22 protein-coding genes are annotated in these 21394 nt (G+C 67.4%); 12 read left to right on the top strand and 10 right to left on the bottom strand.

Annotation, left to right across the window (positions count from 1 at the left end; genetic code table 11):
• Positions 1-168 precede the first annotated feature (168 nt).
• A complete protein-coding gene (locus AB0H61_RS05125) occupies positions 169-501 on the bottom strand; it encodes a lipopolysaccharide assembly protein LapA domain-containing protein (RefSeq protein ID WP_357299360.1) in 333 nt (110 codons plus the stop codon).
• Positions 502-614: 113 nt separating this feature from the next.
• Between AB0H61_RS05125 and rlmN the strand changes: the two genes are divergently transcribed.
• Entirely contained in the window at positions 615-1724 is a 1110-nt protein-coding gene (rlmN, locus tag AB0H61_RS05120) for a 23S rRNA (adenine(2503)-C(2))-methyltransferase RlmN (protein ID WP_357299357.1), read from the top strand.
• A gap of 156 nt (positions 1725-1880) precedes the next feature.
• Positions 1881-3383 (top strand): ATP-binding protein, encoded by a 1503-nt coding sequence (locus tag AB0H61_RS05115; protein WP_357299903.1) that lies wholly within the window; start codon positions 1881-1883, stop codon positions 3381-3383.
• 166 nt (positions 3384-3549) lie between these two features.
• On the opposite strand, the gene AB0H61_RS05110 is transcribed toward AB0H61_RS05115, so the two are convergent.
• On the bottom strand, positions 3550-4278 hold the full coding sequence (locus AB0H61_RS05110; RefSeq protein ID WP_357299355.1) for a hypothetical protein: 729 nt from the start codon (positions 4276-4278) through the stop codon (positions 3550-3552).
• Between the two features lie 33 nt (positions 4279-4311).
• Positions 4312-5679 carry an MFS transporter gene (locus tag AB0H61_RS05105; RefSeq protein WP_357299352.1) on the bottom strand — a complete coding sequence of 456 codons (1368 nt, stop codon included), beginning with the start codon at positions 5677-5679 and terminating at the stop codon, positions 4312-4314.
• A 171-nt stretch (positions 5680-5850) separates the two neighbouring features.
• Here AB0H61_RS05105 and AB0H61_RS05100 point away from each other — a divergent pair, with 171 nt between their 5' ends.
• Entirely contained in the window at positions 5851-5979 is a 129-nt protein-coding gene (locus tag AB0H61_RS05100) for a hypothetical protein (RefSeq protein ID WP_357299349.1), read from the top strand.
• Here the strand turns inward: AB0H61_RS05100 and AB0H61_RS05095 are convergent.
• Complete coding sequence (locus AB0H61_RS05095; RefSeq protein ID WP_357299347.1) at positions 5976-6389, bottom strand: DUF5997 family protein; 414 nt, start codon at positions 6387-6389, stop codon at positions 5976-5978. The two genes, AB0H61_RS05100 and AB0H61_RS05095, sit on opposite strands and share 4 nt — an antisense overlap.
• 84 nt (positions 6390-6473) lie before the next feature.
• Here AB0H61_RS05095 and AB0H61_RS05090 point away from each other — a divergent pair, with 84 nt between their 5' ends.
• The 3 genes from AB0H61_RS05090 (at position 6474) to AB0H61_RS05080 (ending at position 8409) form a co-directional block, all read left to right on the top strand.
• Positions 6474-7433 (top strand): LysR substrate-binding domain-containing protein, encoded by a 960-nt coding sequence (locus AB0H61_RS05090; RefSeq protein ID WP_357299345.1) that lies wholly within the window; start codon positions 6474-6476, stop codon positions 7431-7433.
• 170 nt (positions 7434-7603) lie between these two features.
• Entirely contained in the window at positions 7604-8143 is a 540-nt protein-coding gene (locus AB0H61_RS05085) for a sigma-70 family RNA polymerase sigma factor (protein WP_357299342.1), read from the top strand.
• Entirely contained in the window at positions 8140-8409 is a 270-nt protein-coding gene (locus tag AB0H61_RS05080; RefSeq protein ID WP_357299339.1) for a hypothetical protein, read from the top strand. The genes AB0H61_RS05085 and AB0H61_RS05080 overlap by 4 nt, the downstream gene beginning before the upstream one ends.
• A gap of 125 nt (positions 8410-8534) precedes the next feature.
• Here the strand turns inward: AB0H61_RS05080 and AB0H61_RS05075 are convergent, their stop codons facing one another.
• From AB0H61_RS05075 to AB0H61_RS05065, 3 genes are all read right to left on the bottom strand, one after another.
• Positions 8535-8996 carry a PIN domain-containing protein gene (locus AB0H61_RS05075; protein WP_357299336.1) on the bottom strand — a complete coding sequence of 154 codons (462 nt, stop codon included), beginning with the start codon at positions 8994-8996 and terminating at the stop codon, positions 8535-8537.
• The gene (locus AB0H61_RS05070; protein ID WP_357299334.1) at positions 8993-9241 is read right to left on the bottom strand and encodes a CopG family transcriptional regulator; all 249 of its coding nucleotides are present in this window, start codon (positions 9239-9241) and stop codon (positions 8993-8995) included. The genes AB0H61_RS05075 and AB0H61_RS05070 overlap by 4 nt, the downstream gene beginning before the upstream one ends.
• A 98-nt stretch (positions 9242-9339) precedes the next feature.
• Positions 9340-9609, bottom strand: coding sequence for a DUF2631 domain-containing protein (locus AB0H61_RS05065; protein WP_357299331.1), 270 nt, complete (start codon positions 9607-9609; stop codon positions 9340-9342).
• Between the two features lie 108 nt (positions 9610-9717).
• Between AB0H61_RS05065 and dxr the strand changes: the two genes are divergently transcribed.
• Both dxr and AB0H61_RS05055 read left to right on the top strand, forming a co-directional pair.
• Positions 9718-10857 carry a 1-deoxy-D-xylulose-5-phosphate reductoisomerase gene (dxr, locus tag AB0H61_RS05060; RefSeq protein WP_357299329.1) on the top strand — a complete coding sequence of 380 codons (1140 nt, stop codon included), beginning with the start codon at positions 9718-9720 and terminating at the stop codon, positions 10855-10857.
• Between the two features lie 261 nt (positions 10858-11118).
• On the top strand, positions 11119-12321 hold the full coding sequence (locus AB0H61_RS05055; RefSeq protein ID WP_357299326.1) for a M50 family metallopeptidase: 1203 nt from the start codon (positions 11119-11121) through the stop codon (positions 12319-12321).
• Positions 12322-12433: 112 nt separating this feature from the next.
• On the opposite strand, the gene AB0H61_RS05050 is transcribed toward AB0H61_RS05055, so the two are convergent.
• Together AB0H61_RS05050 and AB0H61_RS05045 are read right to left on the bottom strand one after the other, a co-directional pair.
• A complete protein-coding gene (locus tag AB0H61_RS05050; protein ID WP_357299324.1) occupies positions 12434-13588 on the bottom strand; it encodes an FAD-dependent oxidoreductase in 1155 nt (384 codons plus the stop codon).
• Between the two features lie 41 nt (positions 13589-13629).
• On the bottom strand, positions 13630-14091 hold the full coding sequence (locus AB0H61_RS05045; protein WP_357299321.1) for a helix-turn-helix domain-containing protein: 462 nt from the start codon (positions 14089-14091) through the stop codon (positions 13630-13632).
• A 410-nt stretch (positions 14092-14501) separates the two neighbouring features.
• Here AB0H61_RS05045 and ispG point away from each other — a divergent pair, with 410 nt between their 5' ends.
• The 3 genes from ispG (at position 14502) to AB0H61_RS05030 (ending at position 18663) form a co-directional block, all read left to right on the top strand.
• Positions 14502-15659: a flavodoxin-dependent (E)-4-hydroxy-3-methylbut-2-enyl-diphosphate synthase gene (ispG, locus tag AB0H61_RS05040; protein WP_357299319.1), complete on the top strand. Its 1158-nt coding sequence runs from the start codon at positions 14502-14504 to the stop codon at positions 15657-15659.
• A 168-nt stretch (positions 15660-15827) separates the two neighbouring features.
• Positions 15828-16691, top strand: coding sequence for a GNAT family N-acetyltransferase (locus AB0H61_RS05035; RefSeq protein ID WP_357299316.1), 864 nt, complete (start codon positions 15828-15830; stop codon positions 16689-16691).
• 184 nt (positions 16692-16875) lie between these two features.
• Positions 16876-18663, top strand: a complete 1788-nt coding sequence (locus AB0H61_RS05030; protein WP_357299313.1) for a penicillin-binding transpeptidase domain-containing protein — start codon at positions 16876-16878, stop codon at positions 18661-18663.
• 12 nt (positions 18664-18675) lie between these two features.
• Here AB0H61_RS05030 and AB0H61_RS05025 read toward each other — a convergent pair whose 3' ends face one another.
• Positions 18676-19818 (bottom strand): BTAD domain-containing putative transcriptional regulator, encoded by a 1143-nt coding sequence (locus AB0H61_RS05025; protein ID WP_357299311.1) that lies wholly within the window; start codon positions 19816-19818, stop codon positions 18676-18678.
• 186 nt (positions 19819-20004) lie between these two features.
• Here AB0H61_RS05025 and AB0H61_RS05020 point away from each other — a divergent pair, with 186 nt between their 5' ends.
• A complete protein-coding gene (locus AB0H61_RS05020; RefSeq protein WP_357299308.1) occupies positions 20005-21324 on the top strand; it encodes a serine/threonine-protein kinase in 1320 nt (439 codons plus the stop codon).
• Positions 21325-21394: the final 70 nt, after the last annotated feature.

Raw genomic sequence — 21394 nt, 5'->3', positions numbered from 1 at the left:
CGAAACGACCCCGTCACCGTGGCTCGATGACGGGGTCGAATGCCGTCCGGGGTCAGGCCAGTGCGCGGGCGGCTTCCTCGATGAGGTCGCTGACCGGGCAGGGCCGCCAGGCTCGCGTCCAGCTCGATCGTCTTGCGCGGGTTCATCCGCTGCACCGCCTAGCCGCGGCTATCTCTTGGCGGCTCGGCGCAATTGCAGGATGCGGACGCCGCCGACCAGCGCCATCACCAGTGCGCCCGCGATCACCGACAGCAGCACCGCGACGCCGATCGGCAGGTTGAAATGCCAGAAGAAGAGACTGACCTCGATGGTCTCCAGGTTCTGCAGAATGAAGATCAGCAGGATGACCAGGATCAGCGCCCCGGTGACCAGCGCGACCCAGGCGTAACCGGTGCGCGAGGAGATCGACTTCTTGGCGCCGGTCTTGGTAGGCCCGGTCACAGGTGGCGGCTCGCGCCGGACCGGTTCCGGATCGGGCGGTTGCTCGGCGTTGGTGGACATGGTCCGATCATGTCCGATTGCTATGGCAGGTGGGTGTATTTGACCGCATGCGGGTGGTCGCGCTTTCGGCCGGTTCGGCGGGAGGATCCCTCGAATGAGAGAATGTCTGGATTATGACCGTCTCCCTGCCCCTCGTTTTCGATGCTCCGCGCCGTGGCATGCCGCCACGGCACCTCGCCGATCTCGATGCGGACGGACGGAAGGCGGCCGTCGAGGAACTGGGCCTGCCCAAATTCCGGGCCGACCAGATCGCCCGGCAGTACTACGCCCGGCTCGAAGCCGACCCGGAGCGGATGACGGATCTGCCCGCCCCGGTGCGCGAGAAGATCGGCGCAGCGCTGTTCCCGCCGCTACTGTCGGTGGTCAAGCATGTGGCCTGCGATGCCGGTGAGACCCGCAAGACGCTGTGGCGGGCGGGCGACGGCACCCTGCTGGAGAGCGTGCTCATGCGCTACTCGGACCGCAATACCCTGTGCATCTCCAGCCAGGCTGGCTGCGGTATGGCCTGTCCGTTCTGCGCGACCGGTCAGGGCGGGCTGAACCGCAACCTGTCGACCGCGGAGATCGTCGATCAGGTGCGCGCCGCCGCCGCCGCGCTGCGCGACGGCGAGGTCGCGGGCGGGCCGGGCAGGCTGTCGAACATCGTCTTCATGGGTATGGGTGAGCCGCTGGCCAACTACAAGCGGGTGGTGAACGCGGTTCGCCGGATCACCTCGCCGGCCCCGGACGGTCTGGGCATCTCGCAGCGCAGTGTGGTGGTCTCCACCGTCGGCCTCGCCCCGGCCATTCGCAAGCTCGCCGATGAGGGTATGTCGGTCACCCTGGCCGTGTCGCTGCACACCCCCGACGACGAACTGCGCGACACCCTGGTCCCGGTGAACAATCGCTGGCCGGTGGCCGAGGTGCTGGATGCGGCCCGCTACTACGCGGATAAGACCGGCCGCCGGGTCTCCATCGAATACGCGCTCATCCGCGACGTCAACGATCAGCCGTGGCGCGCGGACATGCTGGGGCAGAAGCTGCACAAGGCGCTCGGCTCGCGGGTTCACGTCAATGTGATCCCGCTGAACCCGACCCCCGGCAGCAAATGGGATGCCAGCCCGAAACCTGTTGAAGCCGAATTCGTTCGGCGAGTGAACGCCCAAGGCGTGCCGTGCACCGTCCGCGACACCCGCGGCCAGGAAATCGCCGCCGCCTGCGGACAGTTGGCCGCCGAAGGCTAGCTCGTCCGCAGGAGTACCACTGCGCGCCGGACATCCGTTGCCATCTTGAACGGTGGCCCGCAATGTCATCGTCGACGTCGTGCCCGCGATTCCGGGCTGCCTGCTCTATTAGGAGTACAGTCCTTAGGGGTGCATTCCTAACACCGGGGGTCTTTGATGACGGCGAAGCCAGACCACTTGTTCGACCGAGTTGCGGAGTGGGGCGCTCTGGTGGCGTTCGCGTCGCGTCCGACGCAGACGGCGCAGCTGGGAATTGTCAGTGGTCGGCGACGGATGGGAAAAACCTACCTGCTGCGGGCGTTGGCTGAGCGGGTCGGAGGTTTCTACTTCGGTGCGACGACGGCAACGGCTGGGGAATCCTTGCGACAATTCGGGGCCGCATTGGCCGAGTTCACCGGTGCAGAGGTGCCGATTGTGTTCGATAGCTGGGACCATGCGGTGACCTACCTGTTCGGCCTGGCTGCGCGTGAGCGCGCCGACAAACCGTTGCTGTTGGTGATCGATGAGTTTTCGTACCTGGTGAAGGCAGTTCCCGAGCTTCCGTCTCTGGTGCAACGGGAGATTGATCGATATCAGGTCGAGCCGAGTGGTGCTCGGCTGCTGGTGTGCGGGTCGGCGATGTCGGTGATGGGCGGATTGCTGGCCAGCAATGCACCTCTGCGAGGGCGCGCTCAGATAGAGATGGTGGTCCGCCCATTCGGATATCGTGACGCCGCGGCGTTCTGGGGAGTGGATACGGACCCAGCGTTAGCGATGCGGCTGCATGCCGTGTTGGGCGGAACCCCTGCATATAGACGCCAATTCTTGGCCGACGACGTCCCTTTATCGCTGAACGACTTCGACCAGTGGTTGTCTCGGACAGTGCTGTCGCCGTTGAGTCCGCTGTTCCGGGAGGCGCGTTACCTGTTGGCCGAGGAGGCCGAGATCCGCGATACCGCCCTCTATCATTCGGTGCTCGCCGCGGTCGCGCAGGGCAACAACACTCGCGGCGGTATCGCCGGCTACATCGGCCGCAAGGCGGTGGACATCTCGCACCCACTCGCTGTGCTGGAGGACTGTCACCTGTTGACGCGCGAGCGTGATGTATTCCGGGCAGGGAAGTCGGTGTACCGCATGACCGAGCCGCTGATCAACTTCTACGAAGCTGTTATGCGTCCATCCTGGGCGCGGCTGGAAAGCGGCCAGGCGCAACAGGTGTGGGCTCGGTCGAAGGAGCGGTTCGCCGCACAGGTCGCTGGGCCGCACTTCGAGGCAATATGCCGAGAATTCATGCTTGGCGATGGCATTGAAATGCTCGGCCCGGATGCTGGATTCGGTGAGATCGGCTGCGGGATCGTCACCGACTCGACTGCCCGCAAGCAGATTCAGATCGATGTGGCTGTGGTGCAGCCGGGTGGTGGTGGGCACAAGTCTGCGGTGTCGATGATCGGTGAGGCGAAGTGGGGTGTGACCATGGGCCTCAACCATTTGGATCGACTTGTGCGCGCACGTGAGTTGTTGGCCGGTAGCGGGGTGGATGCATCGAATTGTCGCCTGGCGTGCTTCAGCGGCGTCGGATTCAGTGACGCGCTTCGTGAGCGAGCCGACCGAGACTCGAATGTGCTACTCCTCGGACTCGCTCAGCTGTACGGCCACCATGCGATAGGCAATCGGGGCTGACGTTATGTCGGCGTGTGTACCGCACTGCATCCGCTCGAGGCCGAAGAGCTATCTCGCAGCACAATGTGGTCGGGTCTCGATCGAGTACGTGCGCATTCGCGATGTCGATGATCAGTCGTGGCGCGGACATGTTGGGATAGGAGCCGGTCGGCTCGCGTATCGGTCTTCAGCGGAAGAGGTGGGGGCGTGACCCGCCGCGGAAGGTGACGCCGTAGTACCTGTGTGCTCGGCGGTACTCCATGACCGCGAGTCCGGTGATCGTCACCGAGCCGCCGAGTACCAGCATCAGGTAGAAGCCGTAGGGCAGCGCCGACGGAGAGGCGTCGGTGATATCGATGACGGCCACCGTCCACGTGACGATGACGGCGACGATCGGTCCCAAGAGCAGATGACCGTCCGCGGCCGCGAACCAATGCTTGGTGATCAGGAATGCCGCGCGCACCGCGAAAGGAGCCATGGCCACGACCACGAAGATGCCGATGCATGGGATCAGCAACAGCGTCCCCAGCGCGAAAATTGCCAGCACACCGACCCCCATTGTTCGCAATGGCTGCCACAGGTGCCGGGCTGTGTCGCCGCGTCGCCCGGACTTGGTACACACGAGCAGTGCCGCCATGGCCAGCAAGCACACAGGGAAGCCGACGGTCGCGGACAAGATGATCCGCAGCGCCGCGTCGCGAGCGAAGAACTCGGCCCAATCCGGTCCGGCATACCTGGTCAGCAGCAGCGCGGTGATCCCGACGCCGAGCAGTGCGCGCAGCGTCCCCAGTCGATCCACTGCTACGTCGCTGGGGGCCAGATAGTTCTTGGGGGCGAAGAGTTCACCGGCCAGTGTCCAACCCGCCTGCCAGGATTTGATCAAACCGACGATGGCATCTACCCCTGATGTCCCCACCCGGAGAACCGTATCCCATTGGGGCGCAGCTCATCATGAGGCCATGGCGGGTTGCCGCGGCGTCGGAGTCGGCCAGCGACGGTGGTCGGTGTCGATGACGAACACGTGGGTGTGCTGGTAGTGGCGTTCGTCCACTCGGATGGCATCGGCGGTCGGGTCGATGGTGCCGATCTCGTGCAGGTGTGTCAGCTCCGCGGGGTCGTGGCGAGGCCACAGGCGCAGTGCCGCGGTGATTCCGGCACCGGCGACCGCGGCCAGCGTCACCCAGGTGGTGGTGAAACCGGCGGCGGTGGTCAGCCATCCGGCGATCGGGTAGGTGATCAGCCACGCCAGGTGCGATAGCGAGAACTGTGCGGCGAACAGCGCGGGCCGGTCGGCGGGCCGCGACGAGCGCCGCAGTACCTGACCGGTCGGGGTGAGTACCGCCGCGGTGCCCGCGCCGATGACGGCCCAGACCGCGATCGCGGCGCCCCAGCGCCATTCGCCGGTCTCGGCGGTCGAGAGGGCGATGCCCGAACCGAGTCCGGCGACCAGGGTGGCGGCGCCGGCCAGCATGACCGGCCGGGCGCCGAGGCGATCGAGGACCCCCGGCAGCGACAGCGCGATGATCATGGTGCCGAACCCGTTGGCGGCCAGCAGCATTGCTACCCCGGACTGGGTGCCCCCGAGTGTGTCGCGGACGTAGTTGACGGTGTTGACCATGATCACCGAACCGGCGGCGGCGACCACCAGGTTCAGGCCGAGGAGGCCGCGCAACCGCGGTGTGGCGGCGAAGATGCGCATACCCACCACGATCCGATCCCGGAACGTGCCTTGTGGGGCGGCGTGGGCGTCCGGGATCCGGGTGGTGATCACGAGGACAGCGGAGATCACGAATCCGATCGCGGTACCGACGAACAACCAGTGGAAGCTGATCAGGGTCAGTGCCGCCGCCGCCAGCATCGGGCTCAGCAGCGTCTCCATTGTCGCGGCCAGTTGCGCGGCCGACAGTGCTCTGGTGTATTCGCGCTCGTCGGGCAGGATGTCGGGGATCACCGCCTGATAGGTGGGGGTGAATGCGGCGGAGGCGGTTTGCAGGACCGCGATCAGCACATAGATCTGCCAGATCTGGTCGATAAACGGTAGCGCCATCACCACCACGGCCCGGATCACGTTGAGTCCGACCAGGAAGAACCTGCGCGGGAATCGGTCGGCATAGGCGGCGACGATGGGGGCGACCATGACGTAGACGAGCATTTTGATGGTCAGCGCGGTGCCGAGTACAGCCGCCGCGTCGGCGTCGGCGAGTTCGTAGGCGAGCAACCCGAGTGCGACCGTGGTCAGTCCGGTGCCGAACAGGGCCGACACCTGGGCGGTGAACAGTCGCAGATAGTCGCGGTGGGTGAACAAAGAGGTGATCATCGGGCTGTCCTCCTGCCCTGCCTACGGCACAGATTCTTATCTGCGTATGAATGCAGATAGCAATAAACGGTGCCCGGGTATTCCCGATGACGAACCGGAGTCGCACACACCACACGCGCCGAGGAGGCGGGATCCGCCGCCGGGCAGCGCGAAGCCCGTCGAGCAGCGTCGATGGTGGTGTCGACCTTCAGCGATGACGCGCACTCCCGCTGCGTCCTCACCTTCCGTCCGGCCGTCCTGGGCGAACAGGCCCTCACCAACCTGATCCAGCAGGTGCAGGCCGCCCAGATCGGCGGCTAACCGCGGTTCTTGGCGGGGCGGTTGGTGGCAGCCCGGCGTTCGGCTTCCTTCGCCTTGACGCGTTCGTTCTCGGCGCGCACGGCCGTGTAGCTCTCGCGTTCGCGCAGCAGCCAGGCCGGGGGATCGGCGAGCAGGGCGGCGATCTCATCGGCGGTGAGTGCGTCGGAGACCTCGGCGCGGACCAGGCCGCTATTGGAGATGCCGAGTTTGCGTGCCACGACATCGCGGGGGAACGGGCCGGTGCGGCGCAATTCGGTCAGCCACTCCGGGGGATCGGTGCGCAACTTCTCCAGGTCGGCGCGGGAGATGGTGGAGTTGCGGAATTCCTCTGGGGTCGCCGGAAGGTAGATGCCGAGCTTATTCGCCGCCGTCAGCGGCTTCATGGTCTGCGGTTTCTGCTCCTGGCTCACCGGCCAAGCTTAATGGACGCGGCGGGCCGGTCGTGCCACCGCCTGTGCGGTTCGCCGCAGGTCGAAGCGGCTAACCTTCATGCAATGAGCCGGTTCGAGTCGATCGACGTCACCCGCCTGCGCTGGTTTGTCGCGGTAGCGCGGGAATTGCACTTCGCGCGGGCGGCGAAATCGTTGAACATCTCGCGGCAGCGACTGAGTCAAACGGTCATCGACCTGGAGCACGAGCTCGGCACGAAACTCTTCGTGCCCGGCGCCCAGCCGACTCAGCTCACCGATGACGGACACGCGCTGCTGACCGCCGCGCCCGAGCTGATCGCGGCGGCCGAAGCGATCAGCGCCGAGCCGAGCTCCGACGCGCCCGCCGCGCTGCGGATCGGCTTCGTCCCCGGCGTGACTGTCTCCAAATGGACCCGGATCTGGGGTGAGCGTTTTCCCGAGACCCCACTCGAGGTTGTCGCCCTGACCGCGGCCGACCAGCACGCCGCGCTCCGCGACGGCCGCGTCGATATGTGTTTCGTGCGCCTCCCGATCGATCGGGACGGCCTGAGCGCCATCCCGCTCTACCGTGAGCTCCCCGTCGTCGTCGTACCCAAGGACCACCCGATCTCGGTCTTCACCGAGGTCAGCACCGCCGACCTGGCCGATGAGCGGATGCAGGACACTCCCTCCGTCGACGATGCCGCGGTCACCCTGGAGATGGTCGCCGCCGGTGTCGGGCACGTCATCGTCCCGCATTCCATCGCCCGCCTGCACGCCCGCCGCGACCTCGTCTACCGCACCGTCACCGACGCCCCCGACACCGAGATCGCCCTGGCCTGGCCTACCGCCGCGACCACCGACCTGGTCGAGGAGTTCATCGGCGTCGTCCGCGGCCGCTCCGAACGCAGCTCCCGCTCCCCGGCCGCCGCGCCGCAACGCAATCAGCCCGCCGCCCGAACCGCGGCCACGAGGTCCGGCGCCGCCAAGAAGTCCGGTTCCGCCAAGAAACCGGGCAAGCCCCAGCCCACGGCCGGGAAATCCGCCAAACGTCGCGGCCGTTAGCCTCCGGAACCGGGTGAATCCTTTTACTCGGCGCGCGTCTCTCATACGTGTGCCGATAACAGGGTCGGCACGAGATCGGGAGGTTGCCGTGCTCATTGCCGGGATTGTCGTTGTCGCACTGCTTGTCTGCGCCTGCGGCATCACACTGCTGCGCCGTCGGAACCGGTCCCGTGGCTGAGCGGGGATGGCCCGACGATCAACTCGTCGGAGCCGCGCAATCCGGGGATATCGCGTCCATCACGGCGTTGGTCTCCGGCTCGCATCCGCATGTGCGCCGGTTCGCTTACTCGCTGTGCGCCACCCCGGAGGACGCCGAGGATGCCGCGCAGGAGGCGCTGATCATCCTGTATCGCAAGGTCGGAACGGTCCGCGCGACCGGAGCCCTGGCGTCCTGGATGTTCCGGATCGTTCGCAATGAATGCCTGCGGCAGCTACGGCTGCGCGCCAGCGGCGGTGCGCCGGTCCGCGACCTGCCGATGGTCTCGGCCGAGGAGGAGGCCATGCGCAGGTTGGAGGCCGAGCGGGTTGCCGAGGCGATTGCCGCGCTGCCCGAGGATCAGCGTCGGGTGCTGATCATGCGTGACGTGCAGGGCTTCAGCGGGCCGATCGTCGCGGCTCGGCTCGGGCTCGGTACCGCGGCCATGAAGTCGCGGCTGCACCGGGCGCGGGCCGCTGTGCAGCAGGCGTTGCGAGAAGGAGATGTGTGGTGATCGACACCGATTTCGCCGACGCGACGGTACCGCGGCACCTCGTGCGCGGCGCGCTCGGATTCGGTTTCCTGACCGGCGCGTTCGCACTGTTGCCGGTATTCGGTCCGGCGAGTCTGCTGCTCGCGCCGATCGGACTGGTGGCGTTGCGCGGTTGTCCGATGTGCTGGGCCATCGGCCTGGTGCAGGCCATCTCGCGGGGGCGGCTGCAACGCTCCTGCGCGGGCGGGAGTTGTCGGCTGACGGTGGCCGAACACCCTGCGGAATAACGACTTTCGCCGTCCCGGCCTGGAGCTGGGACGGCGAAAGGGAAGGGGTGCGGGGCTTGGCCGTGTCTGCCAACGGGTCGATGCGAGATCGGGAGGCTGCCGGGTTCATCGCCGCGAATGTCGGGTCAGGGAAGATCGTCGGGCAGTACACGAAAGGCCGCGTGCTCGGTGAGTGGTGTCAGCGCGCGGAAGTCTCGTCGATCGAGCGTGAGGATCGCGTCGGTCTCGTACTCGGCGGCCAGAGCGACCTCGACGGCGTCGGCGAGATCCAAACGCAGATCTGGATACAGCCTGCGGATCGCACCCGCTTGATCGAGAACGTCGGGTGTAATCGCCGCGATTTCGAAGTGCCCGGTGCGCGCTTGAGCGGCGAGATCCTCGATCATCTGGATGGAGACTTGCCGCCCGAGCGCGCGCCGGGCGACGTGGTCGAGTTCAGCGAGTACCAGCGGCGAGATGACTACAAGTCCGGCCGTTTCGAGAACGCGAAACGCGCCATCGCTCTCCGGTGACGAGGTGTCGAACGCGGCAATCAAACCGGACGTATCAGCGATGACAATTCCCGGGCCTTCGACGCCCGCTGTCACGGGTTTTCCGGGGCGCTGCCGAAATCGTCGGCGAGGTAGTCATCGACACGTTCGGCGAGCGTGGGATCACCACTGGCGAAACGCCGTAGCCGCAGCGGCTCGGATCGGCGCCGAACTCGCATAGCCGCCAAATGAATCGCGTTCCTGATTATTTCGGCTTCACTGACATTGCTCCGAGCGGCGGCCTCTTTGATCGTCGACAGATCATCGGCGTCGGCGTATACCATCGTGCGCTTGAGAGGCATATGAGTATTGTGGCATATATGCGTCGTGCTGACCGCGGGATAACGACTTTCGCCGTCCCGGCGCGGTGCTGGGACGGCGAAAGGAGGGGTGCGGGGACCTAGCGCGGCTTGCGGCTCAGGAACCAGTCGCGGACCACGATGCCGACGAGCACGGCCGCGAAGCCGACCAGGAAGATGTCCTCGACCCTGCCCTTGTGGTTGCCGATCGTCATCGCGACCAGAGACAACGCGACGACGATGGCCGCGATCTTGAAGGTGCGGGGTGACTCACCGCTCCAGCCCCATTCGGCCGAAGGAACCTCGGCGGTGTCCACGTGAGTGACGACGGCGCGCTCGGTGTTGGCGGGTTCGAGTTCCGTGGCGGCCACGATCGCTCCTTAGCTCGAGGTTCGGGTTCCCACCCGATATCCGGATACTGACCGATATCGTGGCATACGACCGTTCGTCGTAGCCAGCGACCCTGTCACAATGGGGCCGTGTCCGACATCGTGAGAGTCCTGCTGCTGGGCAGCACCGGATCCATTGGTACCCAAGCGCTCGAGGTGATCGCCGCCAACCCCGACAAGTTCGAGGTGGTCGGACTGGCCGCGCGCGGCGGCAATCCCGAGCTGCTGGCCGCGCAGATGGCCGCCACGGGCACCAGCAATGTCGCGGTCGCCGATCCCGCCGCCGCGCGGGCCATGGATGTGCCGCTCGGCGGTCCCGACGCGGTGACCGAGTTGGTGCGCCGCACCGAGGCCGATGTCGTGCTCAACGCCCTGGTGGGCTCGCTCGGCCTGGAACCGACCCTGGCCACCTTGCAGTCCGGCACCCGGCTGGCACTGGCGAATAAGGAGTCATTGGTCGCGGGCGGCTCGCTGGTGACCCGCGCGGCGGCCCCCGGTCAGATCGTCCCGGTCGATTCGGAGCATTCCGCGCTGGCCCAGTGCCTGCGCGGCGGGCGTGCCGAGGAGGTGGACCGGCTGGTGCTCACCGCGTCCGGCGGCCCGTTTCGCGGCTGGACCGCCGCGATGCTGGAATCGGTGAATCCGGCCGAGGCCAAAACCCATCCGACCTGGTCCATGGGCCCGATGAACACGCTGAACTCCGCCTCGCTGGTGAACAAGGGCCTGGAACTGATCGAAACCCACCTGCTGTTCGGGATCCCGTACGACCGCATCGATGTCACGGTGCATCCGCAGTCGATCGTGCACTCCATGGTCACCTTCACCGACGGCTCCACCCTGGCCCAGGCCAGCCCACCCGATATGAAGCTGCCGATCGCGCTGGCACTCGGCTGGCCAGACCGGGTGCCCGGCGCGGCCGCGGCCTGTGATTTCGGCACCGCCTCGACCTGGACCTTCGAGCCGGTCGACCACACCGTCTTCCCCGCGATCGAGCTGGCCAGGCAGGCGGGCGAGGCGGGCGGCAGCGTCACCGCCGTCTACAACGCCGCCAACGAGGTCGCGGTCCAGGCATTTCTCGACGGGCATATCCGCTTCCCGGACATCGTGCGCACGGTGGCCCGAGCGGTCGAGGCGGCCGATCGGTGGCGGGCCGAGCCGGAGACGCTGGCCGATGTCCTCGCCGCCGACAGCTGGGCCCGCGACCACGCTCGCGGCCTGGTCGGCGCCTGATCGCGCCCGAGGCGGGGCTCGGCGGCACGGTCCGGCGCACCGGGGCTCGGCGCGGTGGGGGAGCGGGTTGTTCGAATCGATACGACGCGCGGTCCGACCGTGGCCTGGCAGACTGTGGCGTGAGGGTCGATCGTCGTCCGGTTACTGTGGTCGGGGGTGCGCGCGACCGGAACCGGACGCGGGTGTCCGCGGAAGTCGTGGCCGATTCGGCGGCCGCTATGTGTCGAGGCGAGCTGCGCAACGCAGGAGGGCTGTACATCAATGGTGTTCGCGTTGGGGTTCGCGTTGTTCGCCCTCGGTATCACGATTTCGATCGCGCTGCACGAATGCGGACACATGTGGGCCGCGCAGGCGACCGGCATGAAGGTGCGCCGCTACTTCATCGGCTTCGGCCCGAAGGTGTTCTCGTTCCGTCGCCGTGAGACCGAGTACGGGCTCAAGGCGCTGCCGCTCGGCGGGTTCTGCGATATCGCGGGCATGACGGCGCTGGACGAGTTGGAGCCCGAGGATCTGGACCGCGCCATGTACCGCCAGGCCACCTGGAAGCGACTGCTCGTGATGTCCGGCGGCATCGCGATGAACTTCCTGCTCGGCTTCATCCTGGTCGTGGTGCTGGCGATCGGCTGGGGGCTGCCCCGCTTCGATCAGCCGCCCGCCACCGCGCTCGGCACCATGGGTTGTGTGCCGCAACAGAATCCGGACGGCACCACGCAGCCGTGCACCGGCGCCGGTCCGGCGCAGCGGGCGGGCCTGCAACGCGGTGACGTGGTGAAGGCCGTGAACGGCGTCCCGGTGGAAACCTGGAAGCAGTTCCAGGTCGAGACCCAGAAGCAGAACGGCCCGTTCACCTACACCGTCGACCGTGACGGACAAACCCTCACCATCCCGGTCACCCCGGAGCGGGTGATGCGCTACCCCGAGGGCAGCACCGAAGGCAAGGAGGTCGGCGCCGTCGGTGTCGGCGCGGACTTCTACGAGCCGGTGCAGTACAACGTGCTGGCCGCGATCCCGGCCTCGGTCGTGTTCACCGGGGATATGTTCGTGCGCACCTTCGAGGCGCTGGCGCAGATGCCACAGAAGGTCTCGGCCCTGTGGACCGCGGTGACCGGTGGCGAGCGCGACCCGGAGGCCCCGATCAGCGTCTACGGCGCCAGCCGGATCGGTGGCGAAACCGCCGAGCGCGGGCTGTGGAGTGTCTTCATCCTGATGCTGGCGAGCCTGAACTTCTTCCTCGGCGCATTCAATATCCTGCCGTTGCTGCCGCTGGACGGTGGTCATATCGCGGTGGTGCTCTACGAGAAGATCCGCAACTCCATCCGTGGTTGGAAGGGGCTGGCTCCGGGCGCCCCGGTGGACTACCTGAAGTTGTTGCCGGTGACTTATGTCGCGGTGGTGATCGGCGGCGCGTATATGGTGCTCACGCTGGTCGCCGATATCGTGAATCCGGTCCAGCTGTTCCCATGACGCGATAGACCATCGCCGGGCACGCCCCACCGAGAGCGAGTCGAATTTCCGCGCTCGCGGAGGCTCGGGCGCTGTTGGATGCCTGCAAGCGAGATGCCTGCGAGCGAGATGCCTACGACAAGCGGTTGAGCGAACCGGGGAACCAGCGCTCGACCCTGGCAGCGGCCGAGTCGGCCTTTTCTCGCGCGAGTTCCACCGAGGGCGCGGAAAATGGCGCGACGGGTGCGGGACCCGACAGGAAATCCGCGTCGACCTTGCCGACGAGCCCGCCTCCGAACTCGATGTGGCACGCGCCCCGGCCCCGATACCGCTCGGTCGACTCCGATCCGAGCAACGTCGCCGCGATGCCCGCGGCGACCGTGCGGGCGGCGTCCTCCGCGAATACCCCCGCCCGCGGGACCGGGGCATCGGCACAGTCACCGAGGGCATAGACGCCCGGGTAGGGCGTCTCGAGGGTGCGCGGATCGACGGCGATCCAGCCGTCCGTGCCGCCGACGGTCAGCCCCGATGCTTCGACGACGGCGGGCACCCGGTGCGCCGGGATGCCGACGAACAGGTCGTAATCGAGATCGCCCGCACGGGTGACCGCCACGTGGCGGCTCGGATCGAGGGCATGGACCCGGCGTCCGGGCGTGTACTCCATGCCGCGCCGGGTCAGCGCCTCGACGAGAGCGGCCGAGGTGTCCGCCGACACCGGGATCGGCGAATCCATCGGACTGATCACGTGGATGTGGGTGCGTTCGCCGACACCGCGCCGGTTCAGCTTCTCCTGTAGGAGCATCGCGCCCTCGTAGGGGGCCGGGGGACATTTGAAGGGAACACTGAGGATCGCGAGGACGACGGTGCCGCCGTCGAAACTGTCGAGCCGGTCGCGCAATCTGCGGGCGCCGTCGATCGAGTAGTACTCGTAACCGTCGTCGACGAATCCCGGGGTCGCGGCGGGGTCGTAGTCGGCGCCGAGCGCCACGACAAGGATGTCCGGTGCGTATTCGGATCGATCGGTGACGACGTGGCGAGTCCTCGGATCGATCGCGGTGACTTCCTCCCGCCGGAATTCGACTCCCGGGTGTGCGAGGCCCGTATAGGGAATACGAAAGGTCTCCGGCGGTACATCCCGGAACGCGATCTCCAGCTTGGCGAAGCCGAAGGTGAAGAAGTCGCTGCGGTCGATCAGGACGACCCGGACCTCGTCGGACAGCGAACGCGACAGGCGGGTGGCCAACTCCAACCCTCCGAACCCGGCACCGAGGATGAGCACGGTTCGCATTGGCCCATCTTCCACCCGGTTGCCCCGCGTTCGCTAGCGAATCACGCTTTGCGCGCGCGGGCCTCCCGCACCTGCCCGGGTTGCACTCCGTACCGCTTCCGAAACGCCTCTCTGAACGCGCTCAACGAGCTGAATCCGGACGCGAAGGCGATGGCGTCGACGGTGCCCACGGTGAACGGGTCCCGCAGTCGTCGCCGCGCCCGCTTCAATCGGGTCTCGCGGAGGAACAGCGCGGGGGCGGTGTTCATGGTCCGCAGCGCGAGTTCGAGTTGACGCCGCGAGCAGCCGAGATGATCCGCGATCGCCGCGGGCGTGAGGGCGGGGTCGTCGGAGTATCTCTCGATATGGGCCGCGGCGTCCTTCGCGATCGATGCGAGACGATCCTGGTATGGCGCTCGGCGCTCGTCGAGGGCCTCTGTCAGTAGATCGGCCAGTCGTGCGTTGATCCGGACGAATTCCCAGCCCGACATCGTATCGCGGTGAGTGGCAAGTTCTTTCGTCATGGCGAGGACTGTCGCCAGGATCGCGCGACGTGGGTCGAGGCTGAGCGGTATCCGATCTCGGAGCTCGGACGGGATGTCCTCCGCCGGGATGGTGAGAATCCCAGCAGGGCGACCCGGAGGCGCCCGATCAGCGTCTCCGGCTGTCGCTGGACGGTAGCCACAGCGCGGTGGTGAACGGCGGCGCGTATAGGCTGTTCACGCTGGTCGCCGATATCGCGAATCCGGTCCGGCTGTTCCCCGGCGCGATAACCTATCGCGGGCGCGCCGCGATAGGTTCAGCGTGGGCAATGGGGGGACAGATTTGTGTCAGCGATCATGTCATGGCCGTCACAGGGTGACCGTTCGGCATGCGCGGCTAAGCTTGGCAGGCGAACGGCACGCTCAGAACGCAGGAAAGTAGGCAGCCGAAAGTGACCAGCACAATCGGATTGGGGATGCCGACCGCGCCGGCGGCCGTTCTCGCGCCCCGGCGCAAGACTCGTCAGTTGATGGTGGGTGGTGTCGGTGTGGGTAGCGATCACCCGATCTCGGTGCAGTCGATGACCACCACGAAGACCCATGACATCAACGCGACATTGCAGCAGATCGCGGAGTTGACCGCGTCCGGGTGCGACATCGTGCGCGTGGCGTGTCCCCGCCAGGAGGATGCGGACGCGTTGGCGACGATCGCCCGCAAATCGCAGATCCCGGTGATCGCCGACATTCATTTCCAGCCGCGCTACATCTTCGCCGCGATCGATGCGGGCTGCGCCGCGGTGCGGGTGAACCCGGGCAACATCAAGGAGTTCGACGGCCGGGTCGGCGAGGTCGCCAAGGCGGCCGGTGCGGCGGGCATTCCGATCCGCATCGGGGTGAACGCCGGTTCGCTCGACAAGCGGATGCTGGAGAAGTACGGCAAGGCCACCCCGGAGGCGCTGGTCGAGTCGGCGCTGTGGGAGGCGAGCCTGTTCGAGGAACACGGGTTCGGCGATATCAAGATCTCGGTCAAGCACAACGACCCGGTGATCATGGTCGAGGCCTACCGACAGCTGGCCGCGCAGTCGGATTACCCGTTGCATCTCGGCGTCACCGAGGCCGGTCCGGCGTTCCAGGGCACCATCAAGTCCGCGGTGGCCTTCGGTGCGCTGCTCAGCGAGGGCATAGGTGACACGATCCGGGTATCGCTGTCCGCGCCGCCCGCCGAGGAGGTCAAGGTCGGCGGTCAGATCCTGCAGTCACTGAACCTGCGCCCGCGCAAGCTGGAGATCGTGTCCTGCCCGTCCTGCGGGCGTGCGCAGGTCGACGTGTACACCCTCGCCAACGAGGTATCCGCCGGTCTCGAGGGTATGGAGGTGCCGCTGCGGGTGGCCGTCATGGGCTGCGTCGTAAACGGTCCGGGTGAGGCCCGCGAGGCCGACCTCGGTGTCGCTTCCGGCAACGGCAAGGGCCAGATCTTCGTCAAGGGCGAGGTCATCAAGACCGTGCCCGAGGCCCAGATCGTGGAGACCCTGATCGAGGAAGCCATGCGCATCGCCGAGGAGATGGGCGAGGACGCCGCTTCCGGCGACCCCGTCGTCACCGTCGGATAGGTCCCCGCCACTGCGCGCCCCGATCCCCCGGGTCGGGGCGTTCGGCTGTCCGGGTACAGCCGACTGCGCCCGTATCCGGCGAATTACCCCTGTGCTCGCGAGATGAGCCGTCACCTTTCGCCGCCGCAACCAGTACCGCATCCCGTGAGTTCGTGGCAGGCTGTCGATGTGCGGAGTCTGCTGGAGCCGACGCGACGGGCGAAATTCGCGCCCGCGCGTCCGCTGGCGAACCGGGACCTGGCGCAGGTCCTGCGTGTGCTCGATGCCGATCCGGTGGCTTCGTGCATGGTCGCGGCCCGATTGCAGGAATTCGGCCTCGATACGCGTGCCGGATACGGCGAACTGTGGAGCCGGGGTGGGCCCGCCGAGTCGTTATGCTTCTCGGGCGCCAATTTGGTGCCGCTGCGCGGCGACCGTGACGCGCTGCGCGCTTTCGCCGACCGGGCGGTGCGTTGGCCGCGGGTGTGCTCGTCGGTGGTGGGCAGACAGGAACTCGCGCTACCGCTGTGGGAGTTGCTCTCCGCGCGCTGGGGCCCGGAGCGGGAACTGCGCGGTGAACAGCCGCTGCTCGCGTTGGCCCAGCCCTCTCCGGCCACCCCGGACCCGCGGGTCCGGCGAGCCCGGCCGGACGAGTTGGACCGCTATCTCTGCGCCGCGATCTCGATGTTCATCGAGGAGGTGGGCGTGGACCCGCGCGCGGGCGACGGTGGTCGCGGCTATCGCCGCCGTATTCAGAGCCTGATCGAATCCGGTCGTGCCTGGGCGCGTTTCGAGGACGGCGAGGTGGTCTTCAAGGCCGAGGTGGGTTCGTTGTCTCGCCGCACCGGCCAGATCCAGGGCGTCTGGGTACATCCGGACCGCCGAGGCCAAGGCTTCGGTACCGCGGGCACGGCGGCGGTGGCGAACGCGGTGGTGGCCTCCGGGCGCACCGCCAGCCTGTACGTGAACGACTACAACCGGGTCGCCCGCCGGGCCTATGGCCGCGTCGGATTCCGGCAGATCGCGACATTCGCCACCGTCCTGCTCGATTGACGGGTCTCCCGCCTGTCCGTGTCTTCGGACCGGGCCTGGCCGCCTCGTGCGGCGTGTCTGCGGATGGCGCGGGTGGTAGGGATCCGGTGAGCCGCCCGGGCATGCGTGAAAACTGTTGGTACCGAGGGTGGATCTGAGCGCGCCGCGCGGGTTTGCTTGCCGTTGGCTACTACGATCACAGCCGATGTCGATTCGGATGTATGCCCCGCTGTTCGTCGCGGCGCTCGGAGTGGCCGCCGCCGGTTGCTCGGCCGGTTCGCAGGGGCCGGTGCCCGCCGCCGACGCGTTCGTGGCCGCCTTCGCCGATCGCGATCTGGACCGCGCCGCGCAGCTCACCACATTGCCCGAGAGCGCCGCCGCCGCACTGGATTCCGCGTGGACGCAATTGCAGGCCGAGGAATTGTCCGCGCATACCGGTGCCGCCCGGGTCACCGGCGATACCGCGACGGTCGACTACACCTACGAATGGAAGCTGCCGAAGGATCGGATCTGGCGCTACACCGGCCAGTTGCAGATGGGCCGCAGCGAAGGACGCTGGATGGTCCGCTGGACCTCCTCCGATATCCACCCCAAGCTCGGCGACACCCAAACCATGTCCTTGCGCGCGAACCCGGCGCCGCGGGCCCGGGTGAACGAGTCATCCGGTAGCGATGTCCTGGTGCCGGGCAAGGTCACCCGGGTGGCGTTCGCCGCGACCGACGCGGCGGACGCCGGGGCGGTCTCGAATGCGCTCGGTGCGGCGCTGGGCCGTTTCGACAAGGAGTTGACGCCCGAGAACATTGTCGCGGCCGCGCGGGCCGCCAAGGGCGCCCACACGGTCGCGCTATTGAACGAGGTCGAATTCAATGAGGTCAGCGGTGATCTGATCGGGTTGCCCGGCGTCACGCTGACCCAGCAGTGGGATCTGGTTCCCGCCGACCGGGATTTCGCCCCCGATCTGCTGGCGCAGGTGCGTAAGACGGTCATCGCGGAGGTCGACGGCAAGGCGGGCTGGAGTGTGGTCACCATGAATGCCTACGGTGTCGACACCGATGTGTTGAAGGAGGTGCCATCCCAGCCCGCGCCGTCATTCGCGCTCAGTATCGACCGCTTTGTCCAAGGCGCCGCCCAGCGCGCCGTCGACGCGCCCGAAGAGCAGACCATGATGGTGGTGTTGAAGCCTTCCACCGGGGCGATCCTCGCGGTGGCGCAGAACAAGGCGGCCGACCGGGACGGTCCGGTGGCGACCGCCGGACAGTATCCGCCGGGGTCGATCTTCAAAACCGTCACCGCGGCCGCGGCCATGTCGAACGGCCTCGCGACGCCGGATACCGTGGTGCCATGCCCGAGCCGAATCATTATCGGGGAGCGCACGATTCCCAACTACAACCTGTTCACCGTGGGGGATGTGCCGCTGGCCACCGCCTACGAACGCTCGTGCAATACCTCGTTCGCGAAGCTCGCCAGCCAACTGCCCGGCGACGCGTTGCACACGACGGCCGCGAAATTCGGGTTGGGACCCGGCTACACCGTTGCCGGGCTGCCGACCATCTCCGGTTCGGTACCGCCCGCCGATGATCTGGTGCAGCGCACCGAGGACGGGATCGGCCAGGGGAAGGTGGTGGTGAGTCCGTTCGGTATGGCGGTCATGGCCGCGACCATCGCACGGGGTTCGGCGCCGGTGCCGTATCTGATCGCGGGTCGCCCCACCATCGTCGAGGGCGATCGGCCCGCGCTGGATCCTGAGGTAATCGACGGCCTTCGTGTGATGATGCGCAAGGTTGTTACCGGGGGCACCGCCGAGCGGATCATCGATCAGGGCGAGGTGTACGGCAAGACGGGTGAGGCCGAGGCCGACGGCGGGTCGCACTCGTGGTTCGTCGGGTATCGCGGGGATATCGCCTTCGCCACCCTGCTGGTGAAGGGTGGCAGTTCGGACAACGCGGTGGCGGTGACCCGCGATATGTTCGCCGCGCTGCCGCCCGGCTACTGACGACGCAGGGGGTCAGGCGGGCGGCGGAGGCGGTGCGCTGTCGCGCATTTCGTAATACAGGATGGTCGAGCCCACCCGGATGACGTCGCCGTCGGAGAGTGCGGTGTCCGCACCGATCGGCGCCCCGTTGACGTACACCCCGTTGGCCGAATCCCGATCCCGGATGAAGACGCCGTCCTCGCGGTGCAGGATCCTCGCGTGTTTGCGGCTGACCCGGGAATCCTCGATGACCACGTCGTTGTCCGGTTCACGCCCGATGCGCAGACCGGTCGGCGGAATCGGAATCGGCGCGCTGTCGCCGACACGCAGCCAGGCGCGCCGCCGGATCCCGGGAACATCGCGGGTGGTCGCACCGGGTGACACCCCGCCCTCGGGCAGCGCCTGCTGATTGCGCACCGCCTCCTCCAGCGCCACCGTTCTCGGATCGGGGTCGATGCCCTGCTCCCGCACCAGATTTCGGCGGATGCGCAGACAGGCGGCCAGCGCGTCGGCCTGTCGTCCCGCGCGGTACAGCGCGGTGATCAGCAGTCGCCACAACCGCTCGTTCACCGGATGCTCGGCGGTGAGCGCGGTGAGCTCGCCGATCACCGCGCCCCCGCGGCCACACGCGACATCCGCGTCGAGCCGGTCGGCGAGCGCATTGAGCCTGCGCTCCTCCATATCGGTGGCGAAATTGGCGGCGAAGCGCAGCTCGTGCAGACCCGCGACGGCCTCGCCGCTCCATTCCGCCAGTGCGGCGGACAGGAAATGTGCGGCGGTGTCCAGATCGCCGGTGGCCGAGGCGATGGCGCCCTTGGCTCTGGCCTGCTCGAAACGGCCGACATCACACTGCTCGTCGCGGATGTCGAGCAGGTATCCGGCGGGCACGGTGCGCAGTACCGCGCGATCATCCACCCCCGCCCCGCGCAGCACGGTGCGCAGATTCGAGACATAGGCGTAGAGTCCGTCCATCGATCGCGCGGGTTGATCATCCTCCCAGATGGCCTGCACCAGAGCCGTTTTCGCGACCGCGCGGCGGCGGTTGATGACCAGGACGGCGAGCAGTGCGCGCAGCTTCGCGCCCGGGACGCCGAGTGCCCGGCCCCCGACCAGTAACCGCACCGGACCGAGCACGCGCAGGTCGAGCAGCGGCTCGTCCGAGCCGGTGGACTCCACTGCACATCCCTCCAACCACACTCGCGCGCGAGGCTGCCTCGCGAGTCCGCTGTTATACGAGTGCGTTCAGCATACGCATGACCGGTTCGGTGGCCCCGAGGCCCGTGCGCACCGAATTCGACACGCGGATCCGGTGTTTCGGCGCTATCCTCGGCACAGCGGACTTCGGGAGGAGGTGCGCTGAGGTTGTCTACCTCGGAGCTGACCGCGGGTGCTATCTTCGCCGGACACCTGATCGAGCGTCGACTGGGTGCGGGCGGAATGGGCACGGTGTACCTGGCGGAGCACCCGAATCTTCCGATGCGGGTCGCGCTCAAGGTGCTCGGGCCCGGGCGCTCGGATCTGGAGTACGCCGCGCTCTTCCGCCGGGAGGCGCGGCTGGCCGCCGGGCTCGATCATCCGAATATCGTGGATATCAAGGATTTCGGTGACGAAGACGGCACCCTCTGGATGTCCATGCGCTATGTGGCCGGTGGCGATGCCGCGGCGTTGATTCGGTCCAGTCGATCGGGTATAGATCCGCGGCGGGCTGTGCATATCGTCACCGAAGCGGCGAAGGCGCTGGACTACGCCCACGAACACGAGGTGATCCACCGGGATGTGAAGCCCGCCAATATCTTCGTCGGCCCCGGGGACGGTGGCGCCGATCGGGTGCTGGTCGGTGACTTCGGTATCGCTCGCAGCACCGACGCCGCCGCTACCCGGACCGATATCGGGATCCGGGCCTTCTCCGAAGGTTACGCACCGCCCGAACAGCGCACCGGCGGACGGGTCGATCGACGCGCCGATGTGCACGCGCTCGGTGTCACGCTCTACGAACTGCTCACCGGACATCTGCCCGGCGCGGTGCTCGCGGCGGGTCAAGACCGGCTGCCCCCGCCATTGCACCCGGTGGTGGCCAAGGCGACCGCCGGTGATCCGGCCGACCGGTACCCGACATGCGGGGAGCTGGCGCAGGCGGCGTCCGCGGCCCTGCGGCGGAGGCGCAGCTCCGGCACGCGGATTCGGCAGGTCCCGCGGCGCTGGGTTGCGGCGGCTGCCGCCCTGGTCGCACTGCTCGTTGCGGTGGCCGTCTTCTGGACCACGCGCTCGGACTCCGGCTCCGACGCAGTCGGCGTGGTGGGTGCGCACACCACACCGGTCATCGCCACCCCGCGCTGCCACTTCTCCGCCAGAGTGCCGGTCGATGCCGGTCGGTACGCGGTGCTGCCCGCCGCCAGCGACGGCAACCGCGGTTGTCTGCTGTCGAACTCCGATCAATTCACGGCGGTCACCGGTGTCCGGATACTGCAGGACGCGCTACGCCGCTGCTACGACAGCCATATCACCGATCAGGACGGAATCTTCGGTGATCAGACGCGCAGCGCGGTTCTCTACGTCCAGGCGCTGCACCAGATCGGCCAGGATGCCATCTTCGGCCCGAAGACCTCGGGCGCGATGCGCTGGCCCGCATTCCGTGACAGCGATGACGCATTCGAATCCTGTGTCCAGCTCGGCAGGCGCTGACCACGCAACAGTTGTCGACCACGGCCGACGCCGCGGTGTCCCCGCCGTTGGGAGTACGCCGATGGCGAAA

Origin of the sequence: Nocardia sp. NPDC050710 (assembly GCF_040654375.1) — a bacterium.
Lineage (GTDB): Bacteria > Actinomycetota > Actinomycetes > Mycobacteriales > Mycobacteriaceae > Nocardia.
The sequence above is the reverse complement of the archived record's forward strand: the minus strand, read 5'-3'. Positions and strand labels throughout refer to the sequence as shown.

Coding starts and splice junctions, on each gene's coding strand:
- AB0H61_RS05030 (WP_357299313.1), top strand. CDS start 16,876: ATGTCGATTCGGATGTATGCCCCGCTGTTCGTCGCGGCGCTCGGAGTG.
- rlmN (WP_357299357.1), top strand. CDS start 615: ATGACCGTCTCCCTGCCCCTCGTTTTCGATGCTCCGCGCCGTGGCATG.
- AB0H61_RS05115 (WP_357299903.1), top strand. CDS start 1,881: ATGACGGCGAAGCCAGACCACTTGTTCGACCGAGTTGCGGAGTGGGGC.
- AB0H61_RS05105 (WP_357299352.1), bottom strand. CDS start 5,679: ATGATCACCTCTTTGTTCACCCACCGCGACTATCTGCGACTGTTCACC.
- AB0H61_RS05070 (WP_357299334.1), bottom strand. CDS start 9,241: ATGCCTCTCAAGCGCACGATGGTATACGCCGACGCCGATGATCTGTCG.
- AB0H61_RS05050 (WP_357299324.1), bottom strand. CDS start 13,588: ATGCGAACCGTGCTCATCCTCGGTGCCGGGTTCGGAGGGTTGGAGTTG.
- AB0H61_RS05090 (WP_357299345.1), top strand. CDS start 6,474: ATGAGCCGGTTCGAGTCGATCGACGTCACCCGCCTGCGCTGGTTTGTC.
- AB0H61_RS05055 (WP_357299326.1), top strand. CDS start 11,119: ATGGTGTTCGCGTTGGGGTTCGCGTTGTTCGCCCTCGGTATCACGATT.
- AB0H61_RS05045 (WP_357299321.1), bottom strand. CDS start 14,091: ATGACGAAAGAACTTGCCACTCACCGCGATACGATGTCGGGCTGGGAA.
- AB0H61_RS05100 (WP_357299349.1), top strand. CDS start 5,851: ATGGTGGTGTCGACCTTCAGCGATGACGCGCACTCCCGCTGCGTCCTC.
- AB0H61_RS05125 (WP_357299360.1), bottom strand. CDS start 501: ATGTCCACCAACGCCGAGCAACCGCCCGATCCGGAACCGGTCCGGCGC.